This is a genomic window from Archangium gephyra (assembly GCF_042230915.1).
In the GTDB taxonomy this organism is placed as follows: Bacteria; Myxococcota; Myxococcia; order Myxococcales; family Myxococcaceae; genus Archangium; species Archangium gephyra_B.
Genome location: NZ_CP102578.1, coordinates 8,547,545 through 8,565,217, shown reverse-complemented (window position 1 = coordinate 8,565,217; position 17,673 = coordinate 8,547,545). Strand labels below are relative to the sequence as shown.

The 17,673-nt window shown below is 69.7% G+C and carries 12 protein-coding genes; 4 read left to right on the top strand and 8 right to left on the bottom strand.

The features are described from left to right. Positions 1-24 precede the first annotated feature (24 nt). From NR798_RS33465 to NR798_RS33435, 7 genes are all read right to left on the bottom strand, one after another. Complete coding sequence (locus NR798_RS33465) at positions 25-780, bottom strand: TfuA-like protein (RefSeq protein ID WP_375766591.1); 756 nt, start codon at positions 778-780, stop codon at positions 25-27. After that, a complete protein-coding gene (locus tag NR798_RS33460) occupies positions 777-2,006 on the bottom strand; it encodes a YcaO-like family protein (RefSeq protein ID WP_375766590.1) in 1,230 nt (409 codons plus the stop codon). The genes NR798_RS33465 and NR798_RS33460 overlap by 4 nt, the downstream gene beginning before the upstream one ends. After that, positions 2,003-2,530, bottom strand: a complete 528-nt coding sequence (locus tag NR798_RS33455) for a hypothetical protein (protein ID WP_375766589.1) — start codon at positions 2,528-2,530, stop codon at positions 2,003-2,005. The genes NR798_RS33460 and NR798_RS33455 overlap by 4 nt, the downstream gene beginning before the upstream one ends. Positions 2,531-2,564: 34 nt before the next feature. Next, entirely contained in the window at positions 2,565-6,065 is a 3,501-nt protein-coding gene (locus tag NR798_RS33450; protein WP_375766588.1) for a serine/threonine-protein kinase PknK, read from the bottom strand. A gap of 64 nt (positions 6,066-6,129) precedes the next feature. After that, a complete protein-coding gene (locus tag NR798_RS33445; protein WP_375766587.1) occupies positions 6,130-7,926 on the bottom strand; it encodes a sigma 54-interacting transcriptional regulator in 1,797 nt (598 codons plus the stop codon). A gap of 232 nt (positions 7,927-8,158) precedes the next feature. Then, positions 8,159-9,007, bottom strand: a complete 849-nt coding sequence (locus NR798_RS33440; protein ID WP_375766586.1) for a peptidoglycan-binding protein — start codon at positions 9,005-9,007, stop codon at positions 8,159-8,161. A gap of 478 nt (positions 9,008-9,485) precedes the next feature. Further along, entirely contained in the window at positions 9,486-10,259 is a 774-nt protein-coding gene (locus NR798_RS33435) for a hypothetical protein (RefSeq protein WP_375766585.1), read from the bottom strand. Between the two features lie 281 nt (positions 10,260-10,540). Between NR798_RS33435 and NR798_RS33430 the strand changes: the two genes are divergently transcribed. From NR798_RS33430 to NR798_RS33415, 4 genes are all read left to right on the top strand, one after another. Next, positions 10,541-11,146, top strand: a complete 606-nt coding sequence (locus tag NR798_RS33430) for a hypothetical protein (RefSeq protein ID WP_375766584.1) — start codon at positions 10,541-10,543, stop codon at positions 11,144-11,146. Between the two features lie 2 nt (positions 11,147-11,148). Next, the gene (locus NR798_RS33425) at positions 11,149-12,099 is read left to right on the top strand and encodes a site-2 protease family protein (protein ID WP_375766583.1); all 951 of its coding nucleotides are present in this window, start codon (positions 11,149-11,151) and stop codon (positions 12,097-12,099) included. A 222-nt stretch (positions 12,100-12,321) separates the two neighbouring features. Further along, positions 12,322-13,233 carry an ABC transporter ATP-binding protein gene (locus NR798_RS33420; RefSeq protein ID WP_375766582.1) on the top strand — a complete coding sequence of 304 codons (912 nt, stop codon included), beginning with the start codon at positions 12,322-12,324 and terminating at the stop codon, positions 13,231-13,233. Further along, positions 13,230-16,844, top strand: a complete 3,615-nt coding sequence (locus NR798_RS33415) for an ABC transporter permease/M1 family aminopeptidase (RefSeq protein ID WP_375766581.1) — start codon at positions 13,230-13,232, stop codon at positions 16,842-16,844. The genes NR798_RS33420 and NR798_RS33415 overlap by 4 nt, the downstream gene beginning before the upstream one ends. Positions 16,845-16,876: 32 nt before the next feature. Here the strand turns inward: NR798_RS33415 and NR798_RS33410 are convergent, their stop codons facing one another. After that, entirely contained in the window at positions 16,877-17,545 is a 669-nt protein-coding gene (locus tag NR798_RS33410; protein ID WP_375766580.1) for a hypothetical protein, read from the bottom strand. Positions 17,546-17,673 lie beyond the last annotated feature (128 nt).

Here is a 17,673-nt window from a genome sequence, read left to right as displayed (position 1 = left end):
TTCTTGCCGGGACCAGCGGCGCCCCTACTCCTCTGAGCGCGGAGGGAGCAGGGCCTCCGCCTTCTGGCGGATGTGCTCCCACGAGTCCGTGTGAGCGAAGGCGTAGCGGGTTTGCTTCGGTGGCAGGCCCGCCTCCAGCCTCGCGCGCAGGGTGCGCAGCAGGCTCAGGCCATCCAACCGCTTCTGGTCCACCCGGCTCTCGGCGACGAAGCGCCGGCACGCCTCCAGCGCGGCTTCGCCGAGCCCCGCCTCCCGGCCTCGCTTCAGCAGCCCGGGCCAGCTCCGGTCGGCATGGAACTGCCCCTTGGCCAGCTGCTCCAGCGTGCGTCGCACCTCCGGGCCGAGCACCCCCGCGCGCTCGGCGGCCTGGAGGGTGGCGCGGATGTTCACCATCGCCTCCGAGAGCGGACGGTACCCCTGCTCCGCCTCGGCATGCACCACGGCGACTTCGTCGTCATCCTCCAAGGCTCCGCTGGCGAAGGCCTCGTAGATGGCGCCGACGCCCTCCATTCCGAAGGCCGTCAGCTCCGCGGCCCGCAGCGCCCCCATGCTCGCGGCGCCGAAGACGTGCACCCCCTGCTTCATCGCCCAGAGGATTTCCTTGTGGGACACCGAGGGCACCCGCTCGAAGTACCCGTCGATGAGTCCGATGGCCACCGGCTTGCCCAACGCCGCCCGGTACAGGTCCCCCTGCGCCGCGGGCGGCAGGTACACGGCGTCGAGCTCCCGCCGTCCTTCCTCGGCCGAGAGCGTGGGGCCGGCGAAGATGACCACCTTCATGGCGCTGTCTCCGCGAGGCGGCGGCGGGCCCGGGCGCCCGGCACGTAGCCTGGAATGTCGTTGAGGGGCTCGAGGCCCGGCACGATGACGCGCACCACCGGAATGCCGAAGTGGGGCTGCGTCAGATCCACCCCCACCGCCTCCCCGAGCCCCACCGCTCGCAGGCGGCCCAGCAGGAAGGAATGGTCCTCCTCCAGCGTGCCGCCCTGGAAGTCGGGCGCGTCCTGGAAGCGGTGCGTTGCCGGCTCGGCCACGAGCAGGTCCCGCATCCGCCGGGCCGCCTCGAGCTCCTCCTCGGAGCCTTGAGGCCCCATATGGCGGACATCATCGCGTGCGCCGGTGATGACGGTGAGCCGGCTCTGCGCCGCCTCGGTGAGCGCCCGCGAGAGCGCCACGGACCGGCAGGGATGGCAGCCCATTCCGCCCATGGGGCCGATGGGCCGCTGCGGCTCGGGATCCGAGTCCACGATGGTGCAGGAGAACGCCGCCACCCCCACATCCGAGGTGATCTCCCAGACGCCGACCTCCACCCTGGCGCGGGCGTATTGCTCCAGCAGGGCCCGGCAGCCCGGGTCATCCACGCTGGCGGGGTCGACCCGGAGCCGGCGCCGGGCCTGCTCGCCGGAGAGACGGAAGAGCGTGGTGGCGTCACGCTCGATGAGCTCGCAGAGGGCATGGTTCACGGCCTCGAGCGGGTGGTTGCCCGAGGCCAGCCCGCTGGAGCTCATCAGGAACGAGCCGCTCCCCGAGGGCAGCGGCAGCGTGTAGTCCATGTGGACCAGCTCGTAGGGCACCCAGGTGGAGCCCGCGTCGAAGAGGCTCCTGCCCTCGATCCAGAGCGTGCGGAAGTGGCCGTGGAACTGGCTGACGGACAGCGCCGGCAGCGCGGTGACATCCACCATCCGGTGGGTGAACCGCAGCTCGTTGAAGGTGGCGAGCTTGAGGGGATGGGTGAGGTGCTCGGCGTGGTACAGCTCGATGGCCTCCATCAGCCCCGAGGCCCGGGCGGAGGCGAGCTCGCTCCCCTTGCCCTGCGAGACGGAGAGCGAGCGCGCATTGGGGCGGATGACCATCACCACGGGGATGCCGATGGTATCCAGGCCCGTGACGTTGGCCACGCGGGTGATGCCCATGATGGGCAGCAGGCCTCGCACGCGCGCGACCGTCGCCTCCGGAGGCAGGAGGCGGTGGGTCCCGGCGTGGAAGCCCTTGCGCGTGGCTGTCACTGGGGCTTGGACTTGGGCCTGAAGCTCTGGAGGTTCAGCAGGTAGCATGTGACGGCGGTAGGTGTGCTGGCCATCGTCAGATCCGCGACGATGGCGTTGTTCTTGATCAGGATCCCAACGTCACCCTTGAGCTCCCCCGGGTCCATCTTCTTGGCCTCTCCATAGGAGTAGACCCGCCAGTACATGTGATCCGAGCCCACGATGACCACCGAGCCAATGTAGAGCTCCAGGGACACCGGTTCATACCCCGGCGCGCTCGCCGTAATGGTGGTCTTGCCGAACCCTCTCCCGGTGAACGTCCATTCCGACGCTTGACCGGTGGGTGGCGCGTTGACGATCAGGCCAGGGGAGGAATCTCCCCACTGGACGGGGACAGATCCGCTCAGCGTGCCTGGGACAGAACCACTCTCCATCCAATAGGTGTTGTGACTGCCGGGAGAGACGAGACGGGGCACGCTGGGCACGCTGGGCTCGTTGGGCTTGGGCGGGGGCGGGGGCTTGGGCGCGATGGTGAGGATGGTCATGCTCGTTCAATCTCTTTCGTGGACTACGGGTGGGTTACAAATAGCCGGAGCGCCTCGCCTCTTGGATCGCGAGTTCGATCTTCACACACACGGCCTCCTCGCGCTCACTGCTCCAGGCCGCCTGGGCCTCCTGGAGTGCCACCGAGAGCGCGTCGGGCAGGCGCTGCTGGGCCGGTTGCAGCAGGCGTGCCACCCGCTGTGCGGCCTCCGCCGTCCGTCCCTCCAGCGCGTCCAGCCAGGCCAGGGGAAACAAGGCCATCCACTCGAAAGGATAGACGAGGGAGGTCGTGGCCCAGTGCTGGAGCGCGGCCCCACACTCGCGCTCCGCCTCATCCGGGCGCCCCTCGCGCAGGGCCACCCAGCCCAGGTTCGCCCGGGCCGCGCCGACATAGCTCGTCATGTTGCCGGCTTCCGCGGCCCGCAGGCTCCGCTCGGCACAGTCCCGTGTCGCCTCGAGGGCCCGGCGCCTCCGGTGGATCTGCGTCAGGTAGGTGAGCCCCCGCGCCTCCAGCGTCACGTCTCCGGTGCGCCGGGCCCGCTCCACCGTGGCGAGCATCCGGGCCGCGGCCTCCTCCAACTCCCCATGCCACAGCAGCACGCAGGCGAGCACACAGCCGGCTTCGGCGCTCTCGTCCACATCTCCCGAGGCCTCGCTGGCGCCCAGGTAGCCCCGAGCGAAGCGCACGGTCTCCCCGGACGCCAGGTAGCGCTCGGCGCGCAGGTTGCGTTGGACCCGCACCTCGAAGAAGCGGGCCCGCTGCAGCGGCGTACCGTGGCGCTCGACGGTGGGCTGGATGCGCCGCGACAGCGCCTCCATCTCATCCAGCCGGGCCGTCCAGTAGAACACCGAGAGCTGCTCAATCTGGATGTGCAGCCACTCGTTCCACCATGCCTCCGCGTCCTCGGGGACGGGAGCGCCCAGCGCCTGCTCCGCGTCGCGGTAGGCCGAGGCCGCCTCCTCATGCGCGTGGTGGGTCTCCCACGCCTTGCCCCGCTTGCGGTGCAGGCGCGCCCGCTCGAGGCCGCGCTCCGGAGCCGTGTCTCGCAGGCCCCGCGCGTAGGACTCCCGCGCCTCCTCGTGGCGGCCCACGAGCGCGAGCACGTCTCCGAGCGCCTCGTGGAGGGACAGGACGCTCGTCCGCCACGCCTGCTCCCATGCGAGGGGCTCGCGCTCGACGTGTGCGAGCTCCTGGAGCGCCGCTTGATAGAGCCGGATCGCCTCCCCATTGGCATACGTGGCCCGCGCCCGGTCCGCCCCGCGATGGAGGTAGAGGAGCGCCTTGTCGTGGATGCCCGCTCGCGCGAAGTGATGCCCGAGCTCCGGGAGGGCCTCGGGGGCGTCCGGGGAGCGCTCCTCGAGCCAGCGGGCCGCGCCCAGGTGGAGCACGCGCCGCCGCTCCGAGGCCGTGCGCTCGTAGGCGATCTCCCGGAGCTTGTCGTGCACGAAGCGCAGCCGCCCCGCGGCCGTCTCCTCGAGGAACTGCCGCCTGCGCAGCTCGCCGAGCACATCCAGGGCCTCCGTCTCCGTGAGCCCGGACAGGGCGGGCAGCAGCGCCCCGTCGAACTCGCGCCCCAGCACCGCGGCGCACTCCACCAGCCGCTGCCCGTCGCCGCCGAGGGCGGACAAGCGGCGCTCGATGAGCTCGGCCAGCGTGCGCGGCAGGAGCACGTGGCGGGCCAGGGTCTCGGCGCCCTCTCCCGGCCGGCGCAGGTGCCAGGCGCCCACCCGATCCCGCACGAGCAGCCCCTCGTCGATGGCCGCGCGCAGGTACTCCGCGATGAAGAAGGGGTTGCCGGAGGAGCTGTCCGCCAGGAAGTCCACCAGCTCTCCGGGGGACTCGCGCAGCGCCAGCATCCCGGCCACCATCGCCCCCACGCTCCCCGTGTCGAGCCGGCCGAGCGTGAGCTTCCGGCTCCCTGGCGCGCTCAGCAGCTCCGCGAGCTCGGCGCCCGTCTCCCCCAGCCGGCAGGTCCCCAGGATGAGCAGCCCCGGCCCGGGGCCCTGGGCGGCCAGCAGCTTCAGGAACGCGAGCGAGAGCTCATCGGCCCACTGCAAGTCGTCCAGGATCAGGAGGAGGGGCTGCGTCTCGGTGAGGCCGAGGAGGGCCTTGCGCAGCGTCTCCAGGATGCGTTGCCGGGCAACGGCCGGGGCCAGCGCGGGAAGCTCCGGCTGCTCCCTCACCCCGGGGAGCTCCGCGAACGAGGGCTCGTAGAGGGCGAGCCACCTGCCGCCCGCGCCGAGCAGCCGCTCCGCTTCGGCCGTCCCCTGCTCACGGCAGCGGTCCGCGAGCAGCTGCAGGAGGGGGAGGAAGGGGTGGAGCGGAGCACCGCCCCACATGGCGCACGGTCCCGTCACCACCCTCACCTGGCGCCGGGTGGCGAGCAGGGACAGCTCCAGGGCGAGCCGCGTCTTCCCCACCCCGCTCTCGCCCTCCAGGAGGAGGAGCTGCCCGCGCCGCTCCCGGCGGAGCCCCTCCAGCGCGCCTCCCAGCTCCTCCAGGGGGCCCGCGCGGCCCGCGAGCCCGGGGCGGTAGAGGTAGCTCCTGGGACGTGGCGCGCTCTCACGCTCGTTCCCCCCCGCCCCCAGCGAGGCGAGCGCCTCGGCCACATCCTCCGCGTAACCGAGGCGATCCTCCGGGCGCTTCTGGAGGAGCCGCAGCACGAGCCTCTCGAGCTCCGCCGGGACACCGTCCACGGAGCGCGAAGGAGGAGTGGGCGCCTCGTTCAGGTGCTGGAAGAGGATGGAGCCCCTCCACGAGCCGGTGAAGGGCGGGCGGCCCACGAGGCACTCATAGAGGATGCAGCCGAGCGCGTAGAGATCCGCCCGCGCGTCCACGAGCTCGCCCTGGATCTGCTCGGGCGCCATATAGGCCACGCTGCCCATGACGCGCCCTTCAGCGGCGATTTCCTCCCGGCTCGCGGCGCCACCGAACGAGGCGGCGATGCCGAGATCCACGAGCACGGGCCGGCCATCCTCCCGGATGAAGACGTTCTCGGGCTTGAGGTCGCGGTGGACGAGTCCCTCTCCGTGCATGTGGGCCAGCGGCGCGCAGAGGTCTCGGACCAGGGACAGGAGCGCCTGGAGCGCGGGCGTCTCGAGCCTGGGGCGCTGGGAAGGGAGCCCTTGAAGGGAGACGGACTCCAGCGCCTCACTGGTCACGGTGGCCTCGTGAGGGGCAAGGGCCTCCAGGGCCCGCGGCCTCCACACGTCATCGAGGCGGCCGCGCAGCGTGCCCCCCTCGAAGAGCTCCATCACATAGAAGGGAAGGCCGTGAGAGAGGCCCTCGTCGAGGATGCGAGCGATGCCCGGATGGCTCAGCCGCCGGAGCGCGTGGATCTCCCGGCGGATGCTCGCGAGCAAGACCTCGGAGGGAGCCCGGACCGTCTTGAGGGCCACCGGTGCCGCCTGCTCGGGGTGCTCCGCGCGGTAGACCACTCCCATTCCACCGCGGCCGAGGATGCCGGTGATGCGATAGGGCCCGAGCAGGGACGGAAGCGCCTCGGATGGCTCAATCGATCGGGACGTGACGGACATTCAGCTCGGGCGGAAGTAGAGCCCACCCGGAGAGACGATGTCCACCCAGCCCCTTCGAGGAGGATCAAGGCTTTTTGAGCCCCAACACCTTCATCCGGTAGGAGAGGGTTCGCACCGGGATTCCGAGCCGCTTCGCCGCCTCGCTCCGGTTCCAGCCCGTCGCGACGAGCGCCTCCTGGAGGAGGTGCGCCTCATAGCCCCGCAGCTGCTCGCGGGCCTGGCTTGCCCCTTCCAGCACGGGCGCGGGCACGGCCCGCTCGATGGGAGGCGGCGTGGGAGCGGGGCGCTCCGCCGCACCCGCCGCCTGCACTCGCGCTGGCAGATCTCCAGGAGCCAGCAGCGCTCCGCGAGCGACCACGACGGCGCGCTCGATGGCATTCTTCAGCTCGCGCACGTTCCCGGGCCAGGAGTAGGCCCGCAGCAGCTCCAGCGTCGCGGGCTCCAGCCCCTGCACGGTGCGGCCATTGCCCTGGTTGGCGAGCCGGAGGAAGCGATGCACGAGCGGCTCGAGCTCGTCCCCGCGCTCGCGCAGAGGGGGAAGGGCCAGGATGATGGCATTGAGCCGGTAGTAGAGATCCTCCCGGAAGCTTCCGGCCGCCACCATGCCCTCGAGGTCCCGGTGCGTCGCCGCGATGACGCGCACATCGACGGTGAGCTCCTTGCTGGCGCCCACCCGGCTGAACGCGCCCGTCTCCAGCACGCGCAGGAGCGCCACCTGCGCCGCGAGCGGCATCTCGCCAATCTCATCGAGGAACACGGTGCCGCCGTTGGCCTCCTCGAAGACGCCCTGCTTCATCTGCCCCGCGCCCGTGAAGGCCCCGCGTTCATGACCGAAGAGCGTGCTCTCGACGAGCTCCTTGGGAATGGCGCCGCAGTTGACCCGCACCATCCGCTGGGAGCGCCGGGGCCCCTCATCGTGGAGGAAGCGCGCCAGCACCTCCTTGCCCGTGCCCGTCTCGCCCTGGAGGATGACCGGCACGCGTGAGGCGGAGACCAGGCGCGCGGTCTCCAGCAGCTCGCGCATGGCGGCTCCGGCGATGAGGGAGCCCTCCGCCACGGTGCCGCTGTCGAACCAGGGCGCCGTCGAGCACACATCCACGGGCTGTTCGGGCCCGGCGCGATTGGCGGCCGCACGCGCCAGCTCGACCAGTTCCTCCACCGTGTCCGCGGCTCCGGGGTACACGGAGACCCCCACCACGAGCCGCGGCCCGGAGTCAGGAGGTGTGGCGGCGATGACGCGCGCGATGCGCACCGCCTCCTCGGGTCCGGTCTCCGGGAGCAGGAGCTGCACGGCGTCGGAGCCATAAGGGGCCAGCCGGTCCACCGGGCGCAGCAGGCCGTGCACGCGCTCCACCCATCGGTGGACGTGCTCCACGAGCGAGGGGGGCGCGCCATCCCTCCGGGTTCGCTCCACGCGCACCACGAGCAACGCGAAGGGGCGGTGGAACTGACGCGCCCGGGCTGCCTCCTCATCCACCGCGTGCCGGAAGTGCTCGTCTCCCTCGAGCCGAAGCGGCTGCCCCGACCGGCCGAGCGCGTGGAGCCGTGCGAGCACCCCTCCAAGCCGGAGCTCGTCACCCACTTCGAGAGAGGCCTTCTGGATGCGCCGGCCGGCGATCCACGAGCCATTCGTCGAGCCGAGATCCTCGACAGTGATGAGGTTGTCGGAGAGCAGGAAGCACGCATGGACGCGCGAGAGGCGGCGGTCGCCGATGCGCAGCACGGAAGGTTCGGCGCGGCCGATGGTCAGGGGAAGCCCGGGCTTCAGCAGCCCCAGCTCGGCGCCATTCTCGTGGTAGACAACGACGGCGAGCCGCTGCTCGTCCCCCTCGTCCAGCCCCACCGCAGAGCCGTTCGTCATGGGCTCGGTTTCGGTGGCGCCTGGCACCTGCCATGGAGGCGCTGCGTGCATGGTTGTTTCCTTCCCCCGGAGTGCCTCCATTCATATCAGGAAACCCTCCGGCTCCCCCAATCGGGGGGCAGCGTGACGGTGAGCCTGCCCCACGTAACCGGGGCAAGCCCGCTCTGCTCCCGCCCGCTACGCCCAAGAGGGCTCCTGTCCTTCCTATGCTCTCCCGTCTGGCGCTTGGGCCTCACGAGGTCTTGAGGGCGTCCTTGGGGACCAGGATGACCACGGACTTGCAGTCCGAGTAGATGATGGAGTTCATGGTCTTGTAATTGTGCGTCAGCCTGCCATGGTCACGCACGATGCCCATGTCGTTGCCCTTGGAGCCCGCGTTCCAACCCCAGCCATGGCGCGACTGGAAGATGATGGCCCCGCTCGGCACCTTCCCGTCCGCGATGAGCTGGCGATACTGGTCGGCCGAGACCACGTTGGCGGTGGTGTTGCCATAGGGGCTGTGGATGCTCTCCTGGTGCGCTCCGGGGAAGGGCACCGAGACCCAGCCGCCATTGCGCAGCATCTGTGCCATGCCGCCACGCGGGTTGTTCGGATCCTGGCCCGTGGCCTCCGGGGTGTGGGGGATGCCCAGCCGCTTCATGTTGTTGAGCGTCGTCAGCACGCAGTAGCCCGTGGGGCCGTCCCGGAGTGGGGAGGAGGCCAGCTTCTGGAGGATCGGATTGTGGGTGTCGATCCGCGCGCCATTGCCGAGCACCGGCCCGTTGCTGTGGCCCGTCGTGCTGCCCGTCGAGGCTCCCTTCTTGAGGGCCGCGAACGTGTGGGGGCCCACCTTGCCATCCACCAGGAGCCCGTGCGCCTGCTGGAAGCGACGGACCGCCTTGTCGGTGTTCGGTCCGAACTGGCCATCTACGGCCGAGCCCTTCATACCGAGCATCTTCTGCAATTGCTGGATGCTGTCGCCCTGCTGGCCCTTCCGGAGTTCCGCCTTGCCCGCGGCGACGTCGGCCATGGCGGGCGCGGGCTTGTAGATCATGGCCTTGGCGGTTCTCGCTCCCGCGGTGGACAATGTGTCTCTCTTCACGGAGGCCTCGCTTGGCGAAGGGGTTGTGCCAGTTAGACTTCCCCTCTGGGCGTTGTGACCTCGCTTTCGCGGCCCCGGGTCCCTCGCGAGACGTGCCGCCACCCGGGTCGCCTTCTCGGGCGGCAGCTGGCCAGGCACGCTGCGTTCCAGGTGCTGCGCGATGAAGCCCTGGTCATGGCGCACCTGCCCTACGACACGCTGCGGAGCACCGAGGCGAGCCGGTTCGCCATGCGCTCAGCGCTCCGCAGGGGAGGAGGAGATACGGCATGGCAGAGGGCCCCCCACGGCGTGCTCAGGCAGAAGGACTCGACGCCTTGCGGCGGATGGCGGCGATGGGGCCGTCGAGCCACGCTGGAAACTCGAGGACAGAGGGCGGTTCCGGGGTCATGGCTTTCGCAAGACTCACCCTTGCGGCCGAGGCTCGCGGGGAGGAGAGGACGAGTGAAACGGGGGCCAGACGCGAGCGGCCCCGCGTCCCTTACTGCCCGAGCGACGAGGGCGGTGGCTTCGCGCTGAACGAGGGCAGGAAACACTCTCCTTGGTACTCGAAGAGGTCCTCCGGGCATGGGGCCTTGAGTTTGTGAGGTGCCCAGCAGGCGCCGACGAGCTCGACCTCGGTGTAGCGGGTGCAGGGGGGGCGCTTCTGTCCCTTGAAGGGCTCTTTCGGCAGGGGCCGGGCGAACACGGGTTCCCCCGGGGGGGTGGTGTCCGCGAGCCAGGCTCTGAAGTCCGACATCTCGACGGCCGTGGGCACCTCGTGGCTCAGGGGCGCGGGTAGGGCGCTCGGAGGTTGGGACACGGGGGCCAGACGCACCAGCGTGAGGAGCAGGGCGCATCCCGTGACGGCGCCCGCCACGCCCCATCCCAGACGCCACCGGAGGCGGGGCTCGTGGGCGCCGGACACAGCGCGGACCATGCGCCGCGCTTCCTCGAGCACACCTTCCAACGTGAGCAGCAACGACTCCGCCGACTGCCTGTCCTGGGCCCTGGCCCAGTCGGTGTGCTCCACTTCCATGGCGGAGTAGCCTCGTGAGGCCCAGGAGCCGAGGAACACCCGCCAATCCTTCCGCGGTGCCTTGCCCTCCTCGGCGGCGTGTTTGCGCACCAGGGCCGTGGCCCCGCTCGTCTCGTTCGTGGCCAGATAGAGTTCCTCCTGGCTGTCATCGGATTGCTGCACCTGCTCCTGAATCAGGTACGGCCCCACCCGCTCCGCGTCCTCCCCGCTCGCTTCGGACTTCTTCTCCTCGTCCATGCGTGCTCCTCCCTGGCCTCTCCGCCGCATGCGGGTGGCCCGGTTCTCTTGTTCGCATGGACCGGACCCGACTTCCAGGAGGTACCCGGTGCGTCAGGTAGGGGCCTACTCACGGGGACGCCGGGGAAGATGGCAAAGGATTCCTTTGCTCCGCAGGCCAGCAGGGCTTCAGCACGAAGATGATGCCGCGCAAGCACACCCTCCGGCCAACGTCTGGAGCTCACGTCGGTTCGAGGAGACGAGCTACCGGGAGCGCGGGGACTTGCCCTATAGTCCGCGCCATGTCCGAGCCCCAAGCCGTCCCACCTTCTCAGCCCGAAGCCGCCGTCGCCGTTGCCGCCTGTGCACTCTGCCAGAATCCGATAGCGGCCGGAGCGGGGACGAGCATCAACGGCAATCCCGTCTGCGACAGCTGTGCTGCGCAGGTCCAGGCGGAGCTCGCGGCGGAGCAACAGACGGGCGCGCGGCTTCCCCTTGCACTCGCGGGCGGTGCGGCAGGTGCGCTGGTGGGCGCGATCATCTGGGCTGTCATCGTGGTTGCGACCAACTATGAGATTGGTTACGTCGCGGTGCTCGTCGGCTACCTGGCGGGCCACGGGGTGAAGCTCGGCGCGGGCAAGGGTCGTGGCCAGACGCTGCAGATCGCGGCGGCGGGCATGTCGGTGTTCGGGCTCGTCATCGCGAAGTACTTCATCCTCGCGCACTTCGTCGTCAGCTCCCCGGACAGCGCGGAGCTGGGCCTGGGCTACTTCAGTCCCGGACTGTTCATTGTCTTTCTGCAGAACATTGGCAGCGCGCTGAGCGCGTTTGATCTGCTCTGGATCGCGTTCGCGCTGATGACGGCGTGGCGGATTCCGGCGTCTTCCAAGATTGAGATCGGGCAGTAGCCATGTCTGCGCTGGAACGGTTGCGTCAGCTCGAGGCGCAGAAGCAGGCCCAGGCGGCGGCTGATGCCGCGGCGGCTTCGGGCACGACGGCGGACACTGCCGCGGCGCCTTCGAAGAATCAGGGTCCGGTCATCGGCGGCCTGGTGGCCGCGGGACTGGTCGTGTGGAAGCTGAAGTCGCTGCTGTTCTTGGCGAAGTTCGCCAAGTTCGCGACGACTGGCTTCACGATGATCCTGATGGCGGCGGTCTATACACAGTTCTACGGCGCGGGCTTCGCGGTCGGGCTGGTGCTGCTGATACTCATTCACGAGCTTGGCCACGGCTACGCGGCGAAGCGGGTGGGCCTGGACGTCGGCGCCCCGGTGTTCATCCCGTTCTTCGGTGCCTTCATCGCGCTCAAGGAGAAGCCGAAGTCCACCTGGCAGGACTTTGTCATTGGCGCTGGCGGGCCCCTCTTCGGCTCGTTGGGTGGCGTCGCGTGCATCGCCGCGTCGTTCTTCTTCACGGGGGACTGGAGTGGACTGCTCCTGGCGGTCGGATACTTCGCGTTGATGATGAACCTGTTCAACCTCATCCCGTTCTGGCAGCTCGATGGGAGCCGGATGATGGGGCCGGTGTCGATCAATCTCGCGATCGCCGGGACGGTGCTGCTGCTGGCGGTGGTCGGTGTCGGCGCGGTCCGCGCGGCGCACGTGAACCCCTTCGCGCTTGGTGTCGCGGGGGTGTCTGCGTGGAAGGTGGCAACACGGTGGTGGGAAGCCCGGCAGGCGAAGCAGCGGCTGTCCGCGCTGGAGCAGATCAACAGCCTGACCGCGGCGCAGCGGGCGATCTCCGATGATGGCGTGACGCAGCCGCAGCGAGTCATCGCGGCTTCGGTCTACTTCGGTCTCGCCGCGCTGCTCATCCTTGCGATGCACGAGTTGCCGGCGCTGCTTCCGCAGATTCCGCGTTGATCGGGTCGAGGCCGACCTTTTCGAAGCCTACTTCTCGGACTGCTCGGCCCAGGCCCACCCGCGACCGCTCCCCGCGGCATAACGACCGTTCGGGCAACCTCCCGAAACCTCGAGCGCCGGCTCTGCCACCTTCCTCTGACGGGGACGTCCCTGAACGGCCGAGGCACGCCAGCCTCGTGACCGGCGCAGCTGGCGCCTTCCCGCACGAAGCTGGAGACCCCTGTGGAGCTGCACATTCGAGGCGTATCCAAGACGTACCCCAACGGTGTGCAGGCGCTGAAGGACGTGACGCTCACCATCCCAGCGGGGATGTACGGCCTGCTCGGGCCCAACGGCGCCGGCAAGTCCACGCTGATGCGCATCCTGTCCACGCTGCAGGAGCCCGACGCGGGCAGCATCCAGCTTGGCGGCATCGATGCCCTGAAGCAGAAGGATGACGTGCGGAAGACGCTCGGCTACCTGCCGCAGGAGTTCGGCGTCTACCCGAAGGTGAGCGCGGAAGAGCTGCTCGAGCACTTCGCGCTGCTCAAGGGCATCGGGGAGCGTCGCGCACGCAAGAACGTCGTCGAAGCGCTCCTGCGGCAGGTGAACCTGTGGGAGGTGCGCAAGCAGAAGCTGGGCGGCTACTCGGGCGGCATGCGTCAGCGCTTCGGCGTCGCCGTCGCGCTGCTGGGCAACCCGAAGCTGATGATCGTGGACGAGCCGACGGCCGGCCTTGATCCCGCCGAGCGCGTGCGCTTCCTGAACCTGTTGAGCGAGCTGGGGGAGAACAGCGTCGTCCTGCTGTCGACGCACATCGTCGAGGACGTGAGCGAGCTGTGCACGCGGATGGCGATCATCGACCAGGGCGAGATCCTGCTGGAGGCGGAGCCGCTGCGCGCGGTCGCTGGCCTGAGCGGCCGCATCTGGCGCCGGATCCTCTCGAAGCACGAGCTGCCCGCGGTGGAGCGCGAGCACGCGGTGATCTCGACGAAGCTCCTCGCCGGGCGCACGGTCGTGCACGTCTTCAGCGACACGGCGCCCGGCCCCGGCTTCGAGCCCGTCACCCCGGACCTCGAGGACGTCTACTTCAGCACCATGGCGGGGCACATCGGCCGGCGCCGCGAGCAGCCGCAGCCGGAGGCCGCGCCATGAAGTTCCTGGCGATCTTCCGCTTCGAGCTCGCCTACCAGGGACGCCGTGCCTGGCCCTGGCTCTTCTTCGCCGTGCTGCTCGTCCTCAGTTTCCTGATGACGAGAGATGGCACCCTCGCCGAGGCGCTCTACGAGGACTTCTTCCTCAACTCGTCATTCGCCGTCGCGAAGACCACGGTGTTCGGCAGCCTGATCTGGCTCCTGGTGGCCGCGGCAATCGCTGGCGACGCGGCGGCGCGGGACGTGGCGACGGGCATGCATCCGCTCACCTATACCGTCCCCGTCAGCAAGGCCGAGTACCTCGGGGGGAGATTCCTCGCCGCGCTCGTTCTCAATGCCCTGATCCTGCTCGCCGTGCAGGCCGGCATCCTGCTGGCGGTCTACTCGCCTGGCGTGGATGCCGGGGCGATCGGTCCGTTCCGGCCGGCTGCCTATCTCACGGCCTACGCCTTCATCGCGCTGCCGAATGCCTTCGTCGCGACGGCGATCCAGTTCTCGCTGGCGGCATGGAGCGGCCGTGCCATGGCCAGCTACCTCGGAAGTTTTCTCCTCTTCTTCATGGGCTTCTTCGTCGCCGCCGCCCTGCTCTTCAAGAGTGGCCTGGGGACGCTGCTGGATCCGATCGGCATCCGCTTCATCGTGGAGGATCTGTCCCATTCATGGACGACGAGTGAGAAGAGCTGGCGCCTGCTCGAGCTGAAGGGACCGGTGCTCACGAACCGCCTCCTGTGGCTCGGCATCGCTGTGGGGGCGCTCGCCGTCACCTTCCTGCGCTTTCGCTTCGCCCATCGCACCGCGAGCAGCGGGTGGAGGCGTGGGACGCGGCGCCGGGATGCGCACGCCCCGATGCCGGCGGGCCTCGGCGTCACCGCGAGCGCGCCCATCTCCGTCCCTCAGGTCCCGCGCACGTTCGGCTTCGCCATCCACGCGCGTTGGACGCTCGCCATCGCGTGGACGTCGTTCCGGACGATCGCGAAGAGCTGGGCCGGACTCGCCCTGCTGGTCGCCATTCCGCTGCTGACGGTGCTCGTGGTGCTCGATCAAATGGTCGCCCTCGGCGCTCCGCTGGTCCCCACGACCGCGCGAGTCCTCAGCGAATTGACCGCCCCGCTGTCCGCGGAACTGAGCCGCTGGGTGATCATCCCGCCCCTCATCGTGTTCTTCGCTGGCGAGCTGGTCTGGCGGGAACGGGACGCCGGACTGGGCGAGATCACCGACGCCATGCCGGGATCGGAATGGGCCCCGCTCCTCGGCAAGTTCCTGGGACTCGGCCTCGTGCTCGCCGTGTTCATGACCACCCTGATGGGGGCCGGGATGCTGGCTCAGGTGATACGGGGTCATCAGGACTTCGAGCCCGGGCTGTACCTGAAAGTCCTGTGGGGGCTTCAGCTTCCCGAATACCTCTTCTTCGCGCTGCTCGCCCTCGTGGTGCACGTGCTGGTGGACCAGAAGTACATCGGTCACCTGGTGGCCATCATGGCCTTCGTGTTCATCGCCGTGCTGGCGTCGATGCTCGGGCTCGAGCACAACCTGCTCGTCTACGGGGCCGGCCCGGGGTGGTCCTACACGGAGATGCGCGGATTCGGGCCGTTCCTCGGGCCGTGGCTGTGGTTCAAGCTCTACTGGGCTGCATGGGCGCTGCTGCTCGCGGTGGTGGCAAGGCTGCTCTGGGGGCGCGGCAAGGAGAGGGGCCTCGGCGTGCGGCTCCAGCTGGCGCGCCGTCGGTTCACGCGTCCCACGGCCTGGGTTGCCGGCGCGGCGGCGCTGCTCATCCTGACGCTGGGCGGCTTCATTTTCTATAACACCCACGTCCTGAACCCGTATCTCAGCGGGTCCGACCTCACCGAGCGGCGCGCCGAGTACGAGCGACGCTACAAGCGGTACGAGAGCATCCCGCAGCCCCAGCTGACGGGGACGAACCTGCGAGTCGAGATCCATCCCCAGCGGCGGGCCGTGGAGATCCGCGGCTCCTACCGCCTGGTGAACGGCAGCGCACTGCCGATCGATTCCATCCACGTTGCCACGGCGATGGGGGGGGTCGAGACCCGAGCGATCACCTTCGACCGGACGGCGACGCTCACGGCCGGCGACGAGGAACACGGCCACCGGATCTACGCCCTCGAGAGGCCGCTCGAGCCCGGCGACACGCTGCGGCTCGACTTCGAGGTGCATGTCGAGCGGCGTGGCTTCGGCAACCGCGGCATCGACCCTTCGGTGGTGGCCAACGGCAGCGCCTTCACCAGTGGGGCATGGTTCCCCGTCGTCGGCTATCAGCGGCAGCGTGAGCTCCTGAGCGCCGAGGACCGGCGGGCGCACCGGCTCGAGCCGCGTCCGGTGCTCGCCTCTCTTTACGAGGTCGAAGGGCGCGAGCCCGCGGCGCGCGGCGGGGGGATCTCGTTCGAGGCGGTGGTGGGGACGGACGAGGACCAGGTCGCCGTCGCGCCAGGAGCGTTGCGCCGGACGTGGACCGAAGGCGGCCGCCGCTACTTCCACTATTCCACCACGGCCCCGATCGGGAGGGAGTGGGCCTTCTTCTCCGCCCGCTACGCGGTGCACGAAGGACGGTGGAAGGATGTCGAGATCCGGATCTTCCATCACCCGGAACACACCGCGCACCTGGACCGGATGATGCGAAGCGTGCGGGCCTCGCTGGACTACTACACCGAGCAGTTCGGTCCCTATCCGTACCGCCACCTCAGCGTCGTCGAGCATCCCGGCCGCCTCGGTACGGGGCTGCACGCCGAGGCCAGCATGATCTCCCATGGGGAGGGCTTCCCCTTCTGGGCTCCGAAGGATGAAGAGAGGAGCCTCGATTTCCCCTACGCGGTGGTGGCGCACGAGATGGCGCACCAGTGGACGCTCCCCTATGCACCCGTCGAGGGGGCGCCCTTTCTGAGCGAGGGGCTGGCCTGGTACTCCGCGATGCAGGCCGTGAAAGCGTCACGCGGGGGCGAGGAGCTCCGGCGGCTCCTGGCCTTCATGCGGCAACCCCATCCGTACCCGCCGATCCGCCGCGGTGAACCGTTGCTCCGGGCGCTCGATCCGTACCTCGCCTACCGCAGGGGTCCCTTCGCGATGTACGCCTTGAGCGAGTACGTCGGTTCGGAGCAGGTGAACCGTGCACTCCGGCGCCTCATCGAGACGCACGACTCGGCCGGGGCTCCCCTGGCGACCACCCTGGACCTGTATCGCGAGCTCCGCGCGGTCACGCCCGACTCGCTGAAGCCCCTCCTTCACGACCTGTTCGAGGTGAACACGTTCTGGGAGCTCAAGACGGAGCGGGCCACGGCGGAACAGACCGCGGCGGGCACGTGGCAGGTGACGCTCGACGTGCGCGCGCGCAAGGTGGTGTACGACAGCGCGGGCGTGGAGACCGAGGTGCCGATGGACGAGCCGGTGCCGATCGGTGTCTTCGGCCCCGCGGAGCAGGGCGCCGGTGAGTTGAGCGCGCCGCTGGACGTGCGGATGCAGCGCATCCGCTCCGGCGAGCAGACGATCACGGTGACGGTGCCGCACAAGCCCGTCCTGGCCGGCATCGACCCGTACCACCTGCTCGACTGGGAGGGGCGTGAGGATGACGACAACCTCAAGGCGGTGAAGGCCAGGCGCTGAACGACCGGCAGAGCTTGTGGGCGGCCCCGCGCCTACTTGCCCTCGGTCTGGACCTGGCGGGCCTTCCCCCACCCCCCGCGGCGGAAGATCATCACCTTGCCGCGGTTGGCACTGCCGCTGAGCATGCCGGGGATGGTGGCCTGGAGCGCCTTGCCGCCGGGCGGATGGTAGACGACGCGCACCTTGCGGCCCGAGGGCAGGTTGTTGCTGGCGTCGATGAGCAGGAAGACGGTGTTGTCCTCGACGTGGACGCGGTCGGAGTCGCGCCGGTGGTCGAGCTCGGCGATGAGCTCGCCCTCCTCCACGGTGCGGGCGCCGTCCGCGAGCTGCCGCACCTTCACGCGCAGGTAGCTGTCCGCGCTCGCGCCGGACATGTCGCGCGTCCCCTGGATGATGATGGCCAGGTCCGCGCCGTTCTCGGGAGCCTTGTCGGAGAGCTTCAGGCCCGAGCGGGCGCTCGCGTCGGTGTCGAGCAGCACGGTCGCGTTGGCGCAGCGCGTGCCGCACTCCGGGCCGAAGGGGGGCTTCTGGAAGCGCAGCCGCAGCGCGAAGTCGCTGCCTTGGGGGCCCACCGTCGCGTCCACCACCACGGGGCGCTCCTCGTCCTGCGAGGGGGTGTGGCGGAAGGTGGCCCGGTCCTTGGCCATGGCACTCGTGGTGGCGAGCAGGGTGAGGGCCAGGGGGAGCAGCGGTCTCTTCAAGAGGGGCCTCCTCGGCGGGGGTGAAGGGGTCACATTCAAATGCGAAGCGCTGTTCCGCCTCAAGAGCCGTCCCCCCGGCCCGTGCGCAACGCGTAGAGTGGAGGGCTGGACGCCGTGGGGCGGAGCGC